Source organism: Streptomyces sp. NPDC085932, from assembly GCF_044540525.1.
Taxonomy (GTDB): Bacteria; Actinomycetota; Actinomycetes; order Streptomycetales; family Streptomycetaceae; genus Streptomyces; species Streptomyces levis.
In genome coordinates this window covers 1,009,778-1,026,446 of sequence record NZ_JBITSJ010000001.1, presented here as the reverse complement: position 1 = coordinate 1,026,446, position 16,669 = coordinate 1,009,778, and the positions used below count along the sequence as shown (strand labels likewise).

Here is a 16,669-nt window from a genome sequence, read left to right as displayed (position 1 = left end):
GTCTAGGCGAAGCGGGCGGGCCGCAGCGGCAGGGCGGCCCAGATCACCTTGCCGCCGCTCGCGGTGTACTCGACCTCGCACACCCCGCCCGCCTCGCGGGTGATCTCGCGGACGAGGAGCAGACCGCGGCCCCCGGTCCGGCCGTGGTCGGTCTCCAGCGCCGTCGGCCGGTAGGGGTGGTTGTCCTCCACGGACACGCGCAGCCACTCCGCGCCGACGGCCAGTTCGACCGCGATCGTCGGCGACAGCACGGCCGCGTGTTTCACGGCGTTCGTCACCAGTTCCGAGACGATCAGCAGCAGCCCCTGGGCCAGGTCGTCCGGGACGGGCACCCCCTGACGGCGCAGCAGGTCCCGTACGGCGTGCCGCGCCTGCGGGACCGAGGCGTCGACGGCCGGTGCGGTGAACCGCCAGACCCCTTCGTACGGCAGCGGATCCACCGGTCCGGGACCGAGGGGCGCCGCGCCGCCCTGTGGGCGTGGGCCGAACCCGCGCCCGTCGTCGTCCATCGTCCGGTCGCCACCCTCGCGCTCGATTGTCGCCACACTCCGAGTGTTGGTAACGATGCGCTCCGGACCGTGGGGCTGACCAGAAGTCAGCACGTATCGAGCACTTCTGACCGTTGGCGTATGACACGGTCAGTTGTGGGACTGGTCCTGTCCCTGTTGTGCCGTCTCGGCGAACTATTCGGGTTGTACGGGTTTGGCCTCCGGATAGCATCCGGCGCATGGATCCGCAGCTGCACCACAGCGTGACCGAGTCGGTCGCGACGGTCGTCATCAGCCACCCGGACAAGCGCAACGCCATGACCGCCGCGATGTGGCGTGCGCTGCCACCGCTGCTCGGGGAGCTCGCGGGCGATCCGGCGGTGCGGGTGCTGGTGCTGACCGGGGAGGGCGGGACGTTCTGCGCCGGGGCCGACATCTCCACGCTGCGGCAGTCGCCTCAGGAGGCACAGGGGCTGGCCGTGCGGGCCGAGGAGGCACTGGCGGCGTTCCCCAAACCGACGCTCGCGGCGGTCCGCGGGCACTGCGTGGGCGGCGGCGCGCAACTGGCGGCGGCCTGTGATCTGCGGTTCGCCGAGGAGGGCGCGCTGTTCGGCGTGACGCCCGCGAAGCTCGGCATCGTGTACCCCTCGTCCTCGACCAGGCGGCTGGTGTCCCTGGTGGGGCCCGCCACGGCCAAGTACCTGTTGTTCTCCGGGGAACTGATCGACACCGAGCGGGCGCTGCGCACCGGCCTCGTGGACGAGGTGCTGCCCGCGGGCGGACTCGGCAAGCGGGTGGCCGAGTTCGCCCGCGTCCTGGTGTCCCGTTCGCAGCTGACGCAGGCGGCGGCCAAGGAGTTCGCGGACGGCCGCACCGACCGGGACGCGCACTGGGCGGGGCAGGCGGGCGCGAGCGGCGACACCGCGGAGGGGGTCGCCGCGTTCCTGGAGCGCAGGCAGCCGCGGTTCGGCTGGAGCGTGCCTACGTCAGGATGAGCCCGGCGTGGGTGCGGACCAGGTCGACGAGGTGCGCGGGCGCCTTCTCGGGTGATCCGGCGTCATAGGGCGGCTGCGGGTCGTACTCGGTGGCGAGCTGGACGATCCGCGCGTGGTCGTCGCCGGCGATCCGGCCGAGCAGGGTCAGTCCCATGTCGATGCCGGCGGAGACGCCGGCGGCGGTGACGTACTTGCCGTCGGTGACGACCCGCTCCCCCGTCGGTTCGGCGCCGTGCCGGGCGAGCTCCTCCAGGGCCAGCCAGTGGGACGTCGCCCGGCGGCCCCGCAGGAGTCCGGCGGCGGCGAGCAGCAGGGAGCCGGTGCACACGGACGTGGTCCAGGTGCTGCCGGCGTCGACGGCGCGCAGCCAGGAGAGCAGGGGCCCGTCCGCCGCCAGCGGGAGCGGGCCGGGGCCGCCGGGCACGACGACGATGTCGGGGCTCGGCACGTCGGCCAGGGCCCGGTCGGCGATGAGCGCGAGGCTGCCCGTGTCGCTGCGCACGGGTCCGGCCTCCTCGGCGACGAAGACGGTCTCCGCCCCCGGGAGCCGCCCCAGGGTCTCGTACGGGCCGACGGCGTCGAGGGCGGTGAAGCGGTCGTGGAGGACGATGGCGATCTGCATGGGGCCCTTTCGTCGAAGTGTGCGTCGTTGTGTGCGGCTGCGGGTCCGCCCCTGGGAGGGGGCATCCCGGGGTGTCCCGGTCTCAGGGCGTGGTCACCGGGCGGAAGCGGCGGCGGTACTCCGCCGGGGGTGTGCCCAGTGCCTTGACGAAGGCGCGGCGCATGGCCTCCGGCGTGCCGTAGCCGCTGGTGCGGGAGATCTCCTCGATGCCGTCCGGGGTGTCCTCCAGGAGGCGGCGGGCGTGTTCGAGGCGGACGCGGTCCACGTAGCGGCCGGGCGTCATGCCGGTCTCTGCGCGGAAGGCACGGGCGAAGTGGCGGGGCGAGAGGCGCGCCCGGGCGGCGAGGGACGCGACGGAGAGGTCGTCGTCCGGGCGCTCGGCGATGTGGCGCTGCACCTCGCGCAGGGGCTCGCGCCGGGCGGTCTGGGCCGCGAGCTGGGCGCTGAACTGGGCCTGGTTCCCCGGCCGGCGCAGGAAGACCACGAGGTGCCGGGCGATGGTGAGGGCCGCGTCCCGGCCCAGGTCCTCCTCGACCAGGGCTAGCGCGAGGTCGATGCCGGCGGTGACACCGGCCGAGGTGGCGACATGCCCGTCGCGGACGTAGACCGGGTCGGGGTCGACCTGCACGGCCGGGTGGTCGCGGGCGAGCCGGTCGCAGTACGCCCAGTGGGTCGTGGCGCGCCGGCCGTCCAGCAGCCCGGCCGCCGCGAGCACGGTCGCGCCGGTGCACACGGAGACCAGCCGCCCGGCACGCGGCCCGCGCTCGCGCACCCAGTCGACCAGCCGCGCGTCCGGCCGCAGGCCGCCCGTCCCGCCGGGGACCAGCAGGACGTCCGGGTCCGGCGCATCGGACAGGGACGTGTCGGGAACGAGGGCCAGTCCGCTGGTGGTGCGCACGGGCGCGCCGTCCAGGGAGGCGGTGCGGATCCGGTACGTGCCCGGGGCGAGCAGTTCCGCGCCGGCGAAGACCTCCACCGGTCCGGTGACGTCGAGACTCTGCACACCGTCGTACAGGACGGCGAGAACCGTGCGCTGGGCCATGCCGTCGATGGTGCGCGGGCGCGGTGCGTGGCCGCAATGACGAGTCCCCCACCTTTCCTGCCATGCGGGACATGGCCGTGGAGGTCATACCAAGCGGTTGGTAACCTGCGCGGCATGACGACTGCCGCCCTGGAGCCGCGCGCCGGCCGACGCTGCCACAACGTGCTCAACTCCCTGCACGCGACGCACTACTTCTCGCCGGACCTCGGGCGGGAGCTGGGCGCCGCCGGGGTCAGCGACCCGCGCGCCGTGAACTTCGCCGTACGGGCCGCCGCGTTCGGGCCGGTCGGGGCCGGGCCGGTGGCCGCCGCCTTCTACAACTACAAGTACGAGCTCGTCGCCCGGCACGTGCCCGCGGTGTGGGAGGCCGTCACACCCGGGCAGGTGCTGGCCGCACGCGTGCGTGCGGTGGACGCGACCCTGCGCCGGCTGCTCGGCGAGGAGGCCCTGGCGTCGGCGGAGATGGCGGAGGCCGCCCGGCTCGCCCTGCGGGCCGCCGAGGCCTGTACGCGCGAGGCGCGGCCGCTGTACGCCGCCCACGCCGACCTGCCCGTCCCCGAGGAGCCGCACCTGAGGTACTGGCACGCGGCGACCCTGCTGCGCGAGCACCGGGGCGACGGGCACCTGGCCGCTCTGATGTCCGCGGGCCTGGACGGACTCGAGGCCCTGGTGACCCATACGGCGACGGGCAAGGGCATGACGCCGAAGTGGGTGTTCGGCACCCGGGGCTGGAGCCGCGAGGACTGGGACGCGGCGTCGGACCGGCTGCGCGAGCGCGGGCTGCTGGACGGGGACGGGGAGCTCACCGAGCAGGGCAGTGCCCTGCGCGCCGGGATCGAGCAGGAGACGGACCGCCTCGACCGGGCCCCGTACGAGCACCTGGGCCCGGAGGGCGTGGCCCGGCTGACCGAGCTGGGCGGAGGATTCGCACGGGCCGCGGTTCTGGCGGGGGCGTTCCCGGCGGACCTGATCGGCAAGCGCTGAGGGCTCGGCGGAGGCCCGCTCCGCTCACGCCCTCGGACCGTGCCGGGCACGGGTGTTCGGTCGTGACGCATGGTGAGGCGTCTGCGCGGTACCCGCTCTGCACCGGCCGGCGCGGCCGGGAGTGGAGAAAGGGGAATTTCGTGTTCCGTGCTATCGCAGACGTGCTGCGCCAGATCGGCGGGGCGATCGCCACCGTCGTGACGCTGCCCTTCCGGGCCCTGGCCCGGCTCTTCGGCGGGGCCTCGTCCTCCACCCGCAGCCGCAGGGCCTGACCGCCGGCGCCGGCCCGCCGCGTGCCGCCCTGATCCCCGGGTGTCGGTGTCACCTGCCACAATTGCCGCGCAACCTCAGCGGAGAAGGCGGTACGGGATCGTGACGACACCCGGGTCCAGCGGGTCCATCAGCGCAGTGTCCATCGAAGGCAGGATCGCCGAGGAGCTCGGCGTACGGGAGCGGCAGGTCAGGGCCGCCGTGGAACTGCTCGACGGCGGTTCCACGGTGCCCTTCATCGCTCGCTACCGCAAGGAAGCGACCGAGATGCTCGACGACGCGCAGCTGCGCACGATCGAGGAGCGGCTGCGCTACCTGCGGGAGCTGGAGGAGCGGCGGGCCGCCATCCTGGACTCGGTGCGCGAGCAGGGCAAGCTCACCGACGAACTCCAGGCCCGGATCCGGGGCGCCGAGACCAAGGCGCGCCTGGAGGACATCTACCTGCCGTACAAGCCCAAGCGGCGCACCAAGGCGCAGATCGCGCGCGAGGCGGGTCTGGAGCCGCTGGCGGACGGGCTGCTCGGTGACCCGGCCGTCGAGCCCCTCGCCGCGGCCGCCGCGTTCGTCGACGCGGACAAGGGCGTGGCGGACCCGCAGGCCGCCCTCGACGGCGCCCGGGCGATCCTCACCGAGCGGTTCGCCGAGGACGCCGACCTCATCGGCGAGCTGCGCGAACGCATGTGGGTGCGCGGCCGGCTGGCCGCCAGGGTGCGGGAGGGCAAGGAGGAGGCGGGCGCGAAGTTCGCCGACTACTTCGACTTCGCCGAACCGTTCACGGAGCTGCCCTCGCACCGCGTCCTGGCGATGCTGCGCGGCGAGAAGGAGGAGGTCCTCGACCTCGTCCTGGAGCCCGAGGAGCCGACCGACGGCCCGTCGTCGTACGAGGGGATCGTCGCACACCGGTTCGGGATCGCCGACCGGGGCCGCCCGGCCGACAAGTGGCTGACGGACACGGTCCGCTGGGCGTGGCGCACCCGCATCCTCGTCCACCTGGGCATCGACCTCAGACTGCGGCTGCGCACGGCCGCCGAGGACGAGGCGGTACGGGTCTTCGCGGCGAACCTGCGCGACCTGCTGCTCGCCGCCCCCGCGGGCACCCGTGCGACGCTCGGCCTGGACCCCGGCTTCCGTACCGGTGTGAAGGTCGCCGTGGTGGACGCGACCGGCAAGGTCGTCGCCACGGACGTCATCCACCCGCACGTCCCGGCCAACCGGTGGGACGAGGCCATCGCCCGGCTGGCCCGGCTGGCGAAGGAGCACGCGGTCGAGCTGATCGCCATCGGCAACGGCACCGCCTCGCGCGAGACGGACAAGCTCGCCGGTGAACTGATCGCCAGGCATCCGGAGCTGAACCTCACGAAGGTGATGGTCTCCGAGGCCGGCGCGTCGGTGTACTCGGCGTCCGCGTTCGCCTCGCAGGAGCTGCCCGACATGGACGTGTCGCTGCGCGGCGCCGTGTCCATCGCCCGCCGGCTCCAGGACCCGCTCGCCGAGCTGGTGAAGATCGACCCCAAGTCGATCGGCGTCGGCCAGTACCAGCACGACCTGTCCGAGGTGAAGCTCTCGCGCTCGCTGGACGCGGTCGTGGAGGACTGTGTGAACGGCGTGGGCGTGGACGTCAACACGGCCTCGGCGCCGCTGCTCGCCCGGGTCTCCGGCATCACCTCCGGCCTCGCCGAGAACATCGTGGCGCACCGCGACCAGAACGGGCCGTTCACGTCCCGTGGCGAGCTGAAGAAGGTGGCGCGGCTCGGCCCGAAGGCCTACGAGCAGTGCGCGGGCTTCCTGCGGATCCGCGGCGGCACCGACCCGCTGGACGCCTCCAGCGTGCACCCGGAGGCCTACCCGGTGGTCCGGCGGATGGTGAAGACGGCCGGCCAGGAGGTCGCCGGGCTCATCGGCAACACGGCCGTGCTGCGCTCGCTGCGTCCGCAGGACTTCGTCGACGAGTCGTTCGGTCTGCCGACGGTGACCGACATCCTCAAGGAGCTGGAGAAGCCGGGCCGCGACCCGCGTCCGGCGTTCAAGACGGCCGTCTTCAAGGAGGGCGTCGAGAAGATCTCCGACCTGGCGTCCGGGATGGTCCTGGAGGGCGTCGTGACCAACGTGGCCGCCTTCGGGGCGTTCGTCGACGTCGGTGTCCACCAGGACGGCCTGGTGCACGTGTCCGCGATGTCGAAGACGTTCGTCAAGGACCCGCGGGACGTCGTCAAGCCCGGCGACATCGTCAAGGTGAAGGTCCTCGACGTCGACATCCCGCGCAAGCGGATCTCGCTGACGCTGCGCCTGGACGACGAGGCGGCCCCGCAGGGCGGCCAGGGCGGCGGCTCGGGCGAGCGTGAGCGCCGTCAGCGGGGCGGGCGACCGCCGCAGCAGCGGCAGGGCGGTGGCGGCCGCGGCGGTCAGGGCGGTGGCCAGGGCGGCGGTCGTGGGGGCCAGGGTGGCGGGTCGCGTCAGGCGCCCGCGCCGGCGAACAGCGCGATGGCCGACGCTCTGCGCCGGGCCGGTCTGGTCGATCCCAAGAACGGCCGTCGCTGAGCGCTTCGCCCGGGATGCCGTGGTGATCCGCGCGTCCGTGGTGGCCGGTCGCGCCCGCGCGGCGGCAGCGGCACCTCGACCGCAGCCCCGCGCCCCTGGCAGGGGCGGATCTAGACTGGCTTCATGTCTGCCGCACGCGTCCTCACCTGGGAAGTATCCGCGAGCCACGGGGTCGAGACCGCCTGGGTCCAGGTGCGGGACGGCGTGCTGCGGGCGCGTGGGCGAGCCGTCGGGACGGAGCCGGAGCCCTACTGGGTCACGTACGACCTGGACACGGGCGACGGGTTCGTCACGCGGCGGCTGCGGGTGACGGTCGACTCCGCCGGCGGCACCCGCACGCTCGATCTGCGGCACGACGGCGGGGGCGGCTGGACCGTGGACGGCGAGCGGCTCGCGGACGTCGACGGAGCCCTCGACTGCGATCTCGGGCTGTGCCCGCTGACCAACACCCTGCCCGTGCTGCGGCACGGGCTGCACCGGGGTGCGGGCGAGCTGGAGCTCCTGATGGCCTGGGTCTCGGTGCCGGACCTGTCGGTGCGGCCGTCGCGGCAGACGTACACGCACCTCGCGCCCGGGCGGGTCCGGTACGCCTCCGGTGACTTCCGCAGCGACCTGGAGTTCGACGAGGAGGGGTTCGTCGTCGGCTACCCCTCCCTGGCGAGGCGTCTGGCGGCCGCCTAGCGCTCGGTCACCTTGCCGTCCGCGACCTCCAGACGGCGGGTGACGTGCACGGCGTCCAGCATGCGGCGGTCGTGGGTGACCAGCAGGAGGGTGCCCTCGTAGGCGTCGAGGGCCGACTCCAGTTGCTCGATGGCCGGCAGGTCCAAGTGGTTGGTGGGCTCGTCGAGGACCAGGAGGTTGACGCCCCGGCCCTGGAGCAGGGCGAGGGCGGCCCGGGTGCGCTCGCCCGGGGAGAGGGTGGCCGCGGGGCGCAGTACGTGGCCGGTCTTGAGGCCGAACTTGGCCAGGAGGGTGCGGACCTCGACCGGTTCGGTGTCCGGGACGGCCGTGCGGAACGCGTCGAGCAGGGTCTCCTCGCCGTGGAACAGCTTGCGGGCCTGGTCGACCTCGCCCAGCAGGACGCCCGCGCCGAGCGCGGCGTGTCCGGCGTCCAGCGGGACGCGGCCGAGCAGGGCGGCGAGCAGCGTGGACTTGCCCGCGCCGTTCGCACCGGTCACCGCGACCCGGTCGGCCCAGTCGATCTGGAGGGACACCGGGCCGAGGACGAAGCCGCCGCGGCGCACCTCGGCGTCCCGCAGGGTGGCGACGACGGCGCCCGAGCGGGGGGCCGACGCGATCTCCATGCGCAGCTCCCACTCCTTGCGGGGCTCCTCGACAACGTCCAGGCGCTCGATCATGCGCTGGGTCTGGCGGGCCTTCGCGGCCTGTTTCTCGCTGGCCTCGCTGCGGAACTTGCGGCCGATCTTGTCGTTGTCGTTGCCCGCCTTGCGGCGCGCGTTCTTCACGCCCTTGTCCATCCAGGAGCGCTGGGTCTGCGCGCGGTCCTGGAGGGCCGCCTTCTTGTCGGCGTACTCCTCGTACTCGTCGCGCGCGTGCCGCCGGGCGACGTCCCGCTCCTCCAGGTAGGCCGCGTAACCACCGCCGTAGAGGTTGATCTCACCCTGGGCGAGGTCGAGTTCGAGGACCTTGGTGACCGTGCGGGTGAGGAACTCGCGGTCGTGGCTGACGACCACCGTGCCGGCGCGCAGGCCGGCGACGAAGCGTTCGAGTCGCTCCAGGCCGTCCAGGTCGAGGTCGTTGGTCGGCTCGTCCAGCAGGAAGACGTCGTAGCGGGACAGCAGGAGGGAGGCGAGTGAGGCGCGGGCGGCCTGGCCGCCGGACAGGGAGGTCATCGGCTGGTCCAGGTCGATGGCGAGGCCGAGGGAGCCGGCGACCTCCTCGGCGCGCTCGTCGAGGTCGGCACCGCCGAGGCCGAGCCAGCGCTCCAGGCTCGTGGCGTAGGCGTCGTCGGCACCGGGCGCCCCGTCGACCAGGGCCTGCGTCGCCTCGTCCATGAGCCGCTGGGCCTCGGCGACGCCCGTGCGGCGGGCCAGGAAGGCCCGGACGGTCTCGCCGGGGCGGCGGTCGGGCTCCTGCGGCAGGTGGCCGACGGTGGCGGCCGGCGGGGACAGGCGCAGTTCGCCCTGCTCGGGTGCGGTGAGGCCGGCGAGCAGCCGGAGCAGGGTGGACTTGCCCGCGCCGTTGGCGCCGACCAGGCCGATGACGTCGCCGGGCGCGACGACGAGGTCGAGCCCGGTGAACAGGGCGCGGTCGCCGTGGCCGGCGGCGAGGTTCTTGGCGACGAGGGTGGCAGTCATCAGAGGGCCGATCCTAGTGGGCCGCTCCGTGGGTCACGGCCGTGGCCAGGACGCTTCCGGTGGTGCGGGCGACGAGGAAGGACCGCCCCTTCAGCGCCTTCGGATCCAGGGCGAGGCGGTGCCGGCCCGGTTCCAGGACGCCGTCGAACAGGTCGTGGGTGTGGACGCGCGAGAGCCGGTCGATGCGGTGGGCGGTCAGGGTGAGCCGGCAGGTGGAGGTGACCTCGACGTCCGCGCCGGTGCCGTCGGCGGTCAGAGCGGTCAGGCGGCGCTGTCCGGCGGGACTGCGGTCCAGGGCGTGCTCGATCTGGGCGACGAGGACCGGGACCACCGGGGCGAGGCCGTCGACGTGGGCGACCGGGACCCGGGCCCGTTCGAAGGCGCGGCGCACGGCGGCCCGTTCCCGTTCGGCCGTGTCCGGGCCGTAGGCGACGGCGCCGTAGCCGCGCAGTTCGTCGGCGGGCACGCCGTCGGCGTCGTGGGCGAGGTCGGCGCCCACGCCGATGGTGCGCAGTGCGGCGGCGAGCCGGGACAGGACGGAGACCCGGGCGCCGATCAGCAGGACGCGGCGGCGGGGGTCCGGGGCGGAGCCGTCCAGGAGGGCGGCCAGGGCCGTTCGGTACTCGCCGCCGCGGAAGCGGAACGGGCCGATGCCGTGGTAGCCGTTGCGTTCGAGGTCGGCGTGTTCGCCGGTCTGCCAGGCGAAGTCCCGCCAGATGACGTCCTCGCCGTCCCGGCGGATGACCGCGGTGACGGCGCCGCAGGCCAGGTCCTCGCACTCGGGGCAGCCGTAGACGACGTACCGGTCCCCGGGCAGCGGGGCCGGGCTCTCCAGGAGCAGGCTGCGGACCTGGGCGGTGAAGATGGCGGGTGGGACGTCGGAGGCGAGCGGGGAGACCGCGTCGAGGTCGGAGAGCTGGAAGAGGAGCGGGCGTCCGTCGACGATGAAGTCCAGGAAGTCCCGGTGGACCTGGTAGCCACCGTCGTTGAGGACTCCGCCGGCCCGCATCGCGGGTGCCAGGCCGAAGGTCGTGTACTGGGCGTACTCGGCGCACATGGGGTGAGTATCCCCACACGGGGCGTGATGTGAGCACGGCATGACACATCCGCTACGGTCCGGCCATGGCAGACGAACCGAGTGACGAGATCGTGGTGGTCGGAGGCGGGGTCGTCGGGCTGACGACCGCGGTGGTCCTGGCCGAGGGCGGGCGGCGGGTCCGGGTGTGGACGAAGGACGCCGCCGAGGCGACCACCTCCGCCGTTGCCGGTGCGCTGTGGTGGCCCTACCGGATCGAGCCGGCCGCACTGGCGCGTACCTGGGGCCTGCGGTCGCTGGAGGTGTACGCGGAGCTGGCGCGGCGGCCCGGGCAGGCCGGCGTACGCATGGTCGAAGGGGTACTGGGCGAGACCGGGCTCGACGAGGTGGCCGGGTGGCTGGCGGCACGGGTGCCGGGGCTGCGGGCGGCCACACCCGGGGAGTACGCCGGGCGGGGCGTGCGCGCGCGGCTGCCGCTGATCGACATGCCGGCCCATCTGGCGTGGCTGCGGGAGCGGTTGGCCGCGGCGGGCGGGGTGGTCGAGGCGCGGGCGGTGTCCTCGCTGGCGGAGGCCGACGCGCCGGTCGTGGTGAACTGCACGGGCCTCGCGGCGCGGGAGCTGGTGCCGGATCCGTCCGTGCGGCCGGTGCGCGGGCAGCTGGTCGTCGTGGAGAACCCCGGGATCGACACGTGGCTGGTCTCCCGTGATGCGGCCGGACAGTACGCCTACCTGTTCCCGCAGCCGGGCGGACTGATCCTCGGCGGCACCGCGGAGGAGGACGCCTGGTCCCTGGAGCCCGACCCGGCGACGGCCGAGGCGATCGTCGCGCGCTGCGCGGAGCTCCGGCCGGAGGTCGCCGGGGCGAAGGTGCTGGAGCACCGGGTGGGGCTGCGGCCCACCCGCCCGGCGGTCCGCCTGGAGCGCGACGCCCTGCCGGACGGCCGGCTCCTGGTGCACAACTACGGCCACGGCGGCGCGGGCGTCACCGTGGCGTGGGGGTGTGCGCAGGAGGCGGCGCGGCTGGTCACCGGCGGAGAAGCGGCTGTCACCGGCTGAAGGGCTGTCACTGCCTGAGGAGGGACGGTCACCGGCTCGAGCAAGCGCGCGGAACGGCCGGGCGCCCCGGGCGGCAAGCCCGGGGCGCCCTGGTGCCTGCGGTCGGCGCCGCTCGGTCAGTGCTTGCCGATCGGGTCGCCCTCGACGTCCGGACCGCGGCCCGGCCCGACGCGGAACTCGAACTCGCCGTCGTACTTCTTGTGGCCCTCGATGACGGCCTGTTCGACGGCCTCGGACCCCATCTGCTCGCGCACGATCACCGGGTCGCGGCGCAGGTCGCGCATGAGCGCGACGCACATGAAGGTCATCACGACGACGAACGGCGCCGCCGCGAGGATCGTGAGGTTCTGCAGACCCGTCAGGGCGTCGCCCTGCCCACTGCCGACCATCAGCATGATCGCGGCGACCGCGCCGGTGACCACACCCCAGAACACGACGACCAGACGGCCCGGTTCGAGCGCGCCCTTCTGCGACAGCGTGCCCATGACGATCGAGGCCGCGTCCGCGCCCGAGACGAAGAAGATGCCGACCAGGATCATCACGAGCAGGCTGGTCGCGGTGGCGATCGGGAACTGCTGGAGCACGTCGAAGAGCTGGCCCTCCGGGGTCGTCTCCTTGCCCAGCCGCCCCTGCTCCTGCATCTTCATCGCCGAACCGCCGAAGATCGCGAACCAGATCAGGCTGACCGTGCTGGGCACGAGGATGACCCCGCCGACGAACTGGCGGATGGTCCGGCCCCGGCTGATCCGGGCGATGAACATGCCGACGAAGGGCGTCCAGGAGATCCACCACGCCCAGTAGAAGACGGTCCAGCTGCCCAGCCAGTCGGCGACGCCCTCGCCGCCGCTGGCCTCCGTGCGCCCGGCCAGCTGGGGCAGGTCGCCGAGGTAGGCGAAGACGGAGGTGGGCAGCAGGTCCAGGACGATGATGGTCGGCCCGGCCACGAACACGAACAGGGCGAGCACCAGTGCCAGCACCATGTTGGTGTTGGACAGCCACTGGATGCCCTTCTCCACGCCCGACACCGCGGACGCGACGAAGGCCAGGGTCAGCACCGCGATGATCGCGACGAGCAGCCCGGTGCTCACCTTGTCCATCCAGTCCAGCTCCTGAACGCCGGAGCCGATCTGCAGCGCGCCGAGCCCGAGGGAGGCGGCGGAGCCGAAGACGGTCGCGACGATCGCGAGGATGTCGATGACCCGGCCGGCGGCGCCGTTCGCGTTCTTCCTGCCGATGAGCGGGGTGAACACGGCGCTGATGGTCTGCCGCCGGCGCCTGCGGAAGGTGCTGTAGGCGATGGCCAGACCCACCACGGCGTAGATCGCCCAGGGGTGGAGCGTCCAGTGGAACAGGGTGGTCGCCATGGCCGTCTCCATGCGTTCGCCGGAGTCGGCCGGGTCGGAGCCCGGCGGGGGCGTGCCGTAGTGCGACAGCGGCTCGCTCACGCCGTAGAACATCAGGCCGATGCCCATGCCTGCGCTGAACATCATGGCGACCCAGGAGACCGTGCGGAACTCCGGCTCCTCGCCCTCGGCGCCCAGGTGGATGCGGCCGTAGCGGCTGATCGCGAGCCAGAGCGCGAAGACGACGAAGCCGGAGGCGGCCAGCATGAACGCCCAGCCGCCGTTGTGCATCAGGCCGCTGAGCATGCTGGTGGAGACGTCCTCGAGCGAGTCGGTCGCCGCGGCGCCCCAGACCACGAAGGCCAGGGTGAGCACCGCCGTGACGCCGAAGACGATGCGGTCGGTCTGCGGCCGGTCCCGGCCGGGCAGTCCCGCTTCCGACCCCGGCAGCGCGGCTCCCTCGTGGGAGTCCTTGTCCCTTGGTCGTTCTTGCGTCACAGGCGGCACCTCTCATCGAAACAGCGCGGAGAATCGGTTCCTCCGTAACGCTGCTACCACGTGTGGCGGATTTTCACCCTCTCAGCACGCGGTTTCGCGTGAACCTTCTGTGAGGTGGTACTCGGCCCGGTCGTCCAGCAGCAGGGGGACGAGGGCCCGCAGGGACTGGCGCACGGGGACGAGGACGCCCTCGGCGTCCTCGCGCACGCGCACGCCGTGCAGGGCCAGTTCGTCGCCCACCTCCGCGTACTGGGCGGCCGTGAGCCGGTACCCGCAGGGCGGGTCGGGGATGATGTCGGACGGTCCGGGAGGCTCGTTGTCCGCGCCGCCGACGTAGACCGGGCCGCTGTCGGCGTATCCGGTGAGACGGGCCCGGCCCGTGGCCGCCTCGATCCGGCCGCGGCGCTCGTCGGTGTAGCCGAACAGGCCCTTCAGGGCGGCCAGCTGGGAGGTCACCCGGCGCCGGTTGTTCAGCGCCTCGTCCGCCTTCTCGGCGTCGGTGAGCGGGTCCACCCGGCTCTCGATGAGCAGGCCCACGGAGTGCTTCACCCCGGACATGTTGCGCAGGATGCGCTCCTGCCCGTCCCCGGCGACCTGCCGGATCGGCTCGCCCGTGTCCGGGTCGGTCCAGATCCCGTAGGTGCCGGTCGAGTGCCCGGCGCGCTGCGCGGCGGGCCGCACGTACGCCTCGGACAGGGTGCGCGCCTCGTCGTGGACCGCGTCGTGCGTGTTGAGGTTGCGCGGCCAGAGGTCGAACAGGGCCTTGTCGTAGTACGGCGGTGTGGCGCCGTACTCGTGCAGGTCGTAGACGAGGTCGGGGCGCTGGTCGCGCAGGACGGCGGCCAGGGCGCGGCCCTCGGCGGTCTTCAGGGCGAGGTGGTCGCGGTTGATGTCGACGCCGTCGGCGTTGCCGCGCGTGTCGGCGGCCCGGCCGTCGGGGTTGGCGGTGGGCACGACGAGGACCGTGGTGCGGTCCAGGAAGCGCCGGGTGCGGCTGTCCCGGGCGTACGCGAGGTCGCGGATCGTGGTGAGGCAGGCCTCGCGGCCGGAGGGCTCGTCGCCGTGCTGGCTGCAGACGAGCAGCACCTTGTTCGGACTGGGCCGGGTGCCGATCCTGACGAGTTGGAGGGGGCGGCCCTGTTCGGTCGTGCCGAAGCGGGACACCGACACCCGGCTGCTCGACCGGTCCACGGCCCGGAGGAAGTCCTGCTCCTCGGGCTGGGTGGTCCAGCGGGCGCCGTTCGTCTGTTCGAAGCCGGTGCGCGGCGGTGCGTCCGTGGTGGTCGCCTCGGCCGGGACGGCGACCAGGGACGCGGCGAGCGCCGCGGCGGTCAGGGTCAGGGCGCGGACGCGGACGCGGATCACTGGGTTCCCCCCGGGACACGGTGAGTGGTGCGCGGCTCCCGTACGCCGTCCAGGAGGGAGGCGCCGGGCACGGCGGACGTGGCACCCGCGGTGGCGCGGGCGAAGGCGGTGGCGCCGCCGGCGAACGGCACGCGTGCCGAGGTGCGGGCGAGGTCGAGCTTCAGGGTCGGCCGGTCGGCGGGAGGGTCGATGAGGTCCTTGTCGGTGCCGGCCACGATCAGCGCCAGGCGGTGGCCCTTCGGCACGACGTGGTCGGTGGCCGCCAGGTCGAGGGTGATCGTGTACCGCTTGCCCGGGGTGAGCGGGGCGCCCTTGGTCTCGGAGGCGTGGTTGCCCAGGTCGGCCCAGCCACGGCTGACGATCGTGTAGTCGACGTCGGCGGTCTTCGCCTTCGTCTCCTTGAAGCAGGCGCTGTCGCCGGTGGTGCTCGCGCCCCAGCAGGTGCGGTCGGTGAGCGTGGTGATGCCCTCGCCCGGGTCGGCGTAGTCGCGGATGGTCGCGGGGCCGATGTCCACGAGGACGGCGGAGAGGTGGGCCGTCGGGGTGGAGGGCGTCGCGGTGACGGTGACCGCGGAGGAGCCGGACAGGCGCAGGTCGCGGGTGAGCGGCCCGGTGACGAAGCCGGCCTTCTCCGGTGTCGGCTTGTCGATGCTCGCGGCCCAGTCGGTCTCGCTCAGCGCGGGGTCGTCGGTGACGGTCCCGGTGCCGTGGCGGCGGTGCAGGCCGAGGGTGCCGACGCCGTCCTGGGTGCCCGGGCCGGGGCGCAGGGTGGCGGCGCGGGTGCCGCTCGGCGGCCAGGTCCGGGAGGTGGTCCACCGGTCGGGCGCGCGTTCGATGTCGGCCATGGGCTCGCGGTCGATGCCGTTGTCGTAGCCCATGAGTTCGTGGTCGAACCAGCGGTGCAGGGTCTCGACCCATGTCGTGCGCCGGAAGTCGAAGGGGTCGACGTGGCCGGTCTGCGAGAGCCAGATCTTGCGGTCGACGCCGTTCTTCGCGAGGGCGTCCCACCACTGGCCGACGTGCTTCATGCGGACGTTGAGGTCCTGCATGCCGTGGACGAGGAAGACGCTGGCCCTGACCTTGCGCGCGGCCTTCACGTAGTCGCGCTCGGCCCACAGCGGGCTCAGGTCGCCGCTGCGCGGGGCGCCGTCGACGAGCTTGCGCTGCACGGCACCGCACTTGGCGCGGGCGTCGGGGCTGTTGACGTAGTTCGAGAGCCAGTCGGGGCCGGAGTCGTACAGCGGGGCGCCCTGCTGGAAGTAGTAGTCGTACCAGGAGGAGATGGCGCTGATCGGGACGATGGTCTCCAGGCCCTCGACACCGGTGGCGGCCACGCCGTTGGCGATGGTGCCGTCCCAGCTCTTGCCGATCATGCCCGTGCGGCCGTTGGTCCAGCCGGCCTCGGCGCGGGTGGTGCCGGTGCGGGTGGTGTAGGCCTTGGCGCGGCCGTTGAGCCAGTCGACGACGGCCTTGGCCGACCGGACGTCGGAGCGGCCGCCGACGTCGACGCAGCCGTCCGAGCGATTGGTTCCGGCCAGGTCGACACCGACCACGGCGTAGCCGCGCGGGACGAAGTAGTTGTCGTAGAACAGCGGCATCTGCACGACGTCGCCGTGCCCGTCGTACGTCTTCTTCTGGCTCTCGTTGCCGCGCCCGCAGCAGGAGTAGTACGGGCTGGCGTCCATGATGACGGGGACCTTGCGGCCCCGGGCGGCGGGTTCGCGGGGGCGGACGATGTCGACGGCGACCCGGTCGCTCTTTCCGTCGCCGTCACCGTCGAGTCCGGTGTCCACCCAGACGGCCTCGCGGATGGCGTTCTCGTAGGAGTGGACGGGTTCGCTGCCGCGCGGGGCCGCCTGTGCGGCCGCCGGGGTGAGCAGTGTGGCCATCAGGGCGGCCGTGGCCGCCGTCGCGAGCGGTCTCCAGGTCGTGAAGCGCGTGCGTTTCGGCATGCGCCGGACGGTACATCGGTGAACTCCTGTTCAGAAGAGGGCCGCTGACGGATCGGCGTGTCCGCAAGCGGCCGGCGGGGCGGGTGTCGCATGTCGGCCGAATGGCGATCGTGTGACAAGGGAGGCCATGGACATGACCAGTGGCACAGGGAGTCAATAG

At 73.3% G+C, this 16,669-nt stretch carries 14 protein-coding genes; 6 read left to right on the top strand and 8 right to left on the bottom strand.

The window, feature by feature from the left end:
* Nucleotides 1-2: 2 nt before the first annotated feature.
* Entirely contained in the window at nt 3-509 is a 507-nt protein-coding gene (locus ACIGAQ_RS04095; RefSeq protein ID WP_311687245.1) for an ATP-binding protein, read from the bottom strand.
* A gap of 218 nt (nt 510-727) precedes the next feature.
* Here ACIGAQ_RS04095 and ACIGAQ_RS04090 point away from each other — a divergent pair, with 218 nt between their 5' ends.
* Nucleotides 728-1,483 (top strand): enoyl-CoA hydratase/isomerase family protein, encoded by a 756-nt coding sequence (locus ACIGAQ_RS04090; RefSeq protein WP_399778981.1) that lies wholly within the window; start codon nt 728-730, stop codon nt 1,481-1,483.
* Here the strand turns inward: ACIGAQ_RS04090 and ACIGAQ_RS04085 are convergent.
* Together ACIGAQ_RS04085 and ACIGAQ_RS04080 are read right to left on the bottom strand one after the other, a co-directional pair.
* On the bottom strand, nt 1,470-2,105 hold the full coding sequence (locus tag ACIGAQ_RS04085; protein WP_311687154.1) for a DJ-1/PfpI family protein: 636 nt from the start codon (nt 2,103-2,105) through the stop codon (nt 1,470-1,472). The genes ACIGAQ_RS04090 and ACIGAQ_RS04085 overlap by 14 nt on opposite strands.
* 82 nt (nt 2,106-2,187) lie before the next feature.
* Nucleotides 2,188-3,147, bottom strand: a complete 960-nt coding sequence (locus ACIGAQ_RS04080) for a GlxA family transcriptional regulator (RefSeq protein WP_399778979.1) — start codon at nt 3,145-3,147, stop codon at nt 2,188-2,190.
* Nucleotides 3,148-3,261: 114 nt separating this feature from the next.
* Between ACIGAQ_RS04080 and ACIGAQ_RS04075 the strand changes: the two genes are divergently transcribed.
* The 4 genes from ACIGAQ_RS04075 to ACIGAQ_RS04060 all read left to right on the top strand — a co-directional run bounded on the left by ACIGAQ_RS04075 (nt 3,262) and on the right by ACIGAQ_RS04060 (nt 7,620).
* Nucleotides 3,262-4,131 (top strand): hypothetical protein, encoded by an 870-nt coding sequence (locus ACIGAQ_RS04075; RefSeq protein ID WP_362282927.1) that lies wholly within the window; start codon nt 3,262-3,264, stop codon nt 4,129-4,131.
* Between the two features lie 140 nt (nt 4,132-4,271).
* Entirely contained in the window at nt 4,272-4,403 is a 132-nt protein-coding gene (locus tag ACIGAQ_RS04070) for an LPFR motif small protein (protein WP_252100478.1), read from the top strand.
* Between the two features lie 100 nt (nt 4,404-4,503).
* Nucleotides 4,504-6,939: a Tex family protein gene (locus ACIGAQ_RS04065; RefSeq protein WP_362282930.1), complete on the top strand. Its 2,436-nt coding sequence runs from the start codon at nt 4,504-4,506 to the stop codon at nt 6,937-6,939.
* A 123-nt stretch (nt 6,940-7,062) separates the two neighbouring features.
* Nucleotides 7,063-7,620 (top strand): putative glycolipid-binding domain-containing protein, encoded by a 558-nt coding sequence (locus ACIGAQ_RS04060; RefSeq protein WP_399778976.1) that lies wholly within the window; start codon nt 7,063-7,065, stop codon nt 7,618-7,620.
* Here ACIGAQ_RS04060 and ACIGAQ_RS04055 read toward each other — a convergent pair.
* Both ACIGAQ_RS04055 and ACIGAQ_RS04050 read right to left on the bottom strand, forming a co-directional pair.
* Nucleotides 7,617-9,257, bottom strand: a complete 1,641-nt coding sequence (locus tag ACIGAQ_RS04055) for an ABC-F family ATP-binding cassette domain-containing protein (protein ID WP_399778974.1) — start codon at nt 9,255-9,257, stop codon at nt 7,617-7,619. The genes ACIGAQ_RS04060 and ACIGAQ_RS04055 overlap by 4 nt on opposite strands.
* Before the next feature lie 13 nt (nt 9,258-9,270).
* Nucleotides 9,271-10,314, bottom strand: coding sequence for an oxidoreductase (locus ACIGAQ_RS04050; RefSeq protein ID WP_311687166.1), 1,044 nt, complete (start codon nt 10,312-10,314; stop codon nt 9,271-9,273).
* Nucleotides 10,315-10,379: 65 nt separating this feature from the next.
* Between ACIGAQ_RS04050 and ACIGAQ_RS04045 the strand changes: the two genes are divergently transcribed.
* The gene (locus ACIGAQ_RS04045) at nt 10,380-11,351 is read left to right on the top strand and encodes an NAD(P)/FAD-dependent oxidoreductase (protein WP_399778972.1); all 972 of its coding nucleotides are present in this window, start codon (nt 10,380-10,382) and stop codon (nt 11,349-11,351) included.
* Between the two features lie 116 nt (nt 11,352-11,467).
* Here the strand turns inward: ACIGAQ_RS04045 and ACIGAQ_RS04040 are convergent, their stop codons facing one another.
* From ACIGAQ_RS04040 to ACIGAQ_RS04030, 3 genes are all read right to left on the bottom strand, one after another.
* Nucleotides 11,468-13,192: a BCCT family transporter gene (locus tag ACIGAQ_RS04040; RefSeq protein ID WP_399778970.1), complete on the bottom strand. Its 1,725-nt coding sequence runs from the start codon at nt 13,190-13,192 to the stop codon at nt 11,468-11,470.
* Nucleotides 13,193-13,273: 81 nt separating this feature from the next.
* On the bottom strand, nt 13,274-14,557 hold the full coding sequence (locus ACIGAQ_RS04035; protein WP_399778968.1) for a M14 family metallocarboxypeptidase: 1,284 nt from the start codon (nt 14,555-14,557) through the stop codon (nt 13,274-13,276).
* A complete protein-coding gene (locus ACIGAQ_RS04030) occupies nt 14,554-16,509 on the bottom strand; it encodes a Xaa-Pro dipeptidyl-peptidase (RefSeq protein ID WP_399778966.1) in 1,956 nt (651 codons plus the stop codon). The genes ACIGAQ_RS04035 and ACIGAQ_RS04030 overlap by 4 nt, the downstream gene beginning before the upstream one ends.
* Nucleotides 16,510-16,669 lie beyond the last annotated feature (160 nt).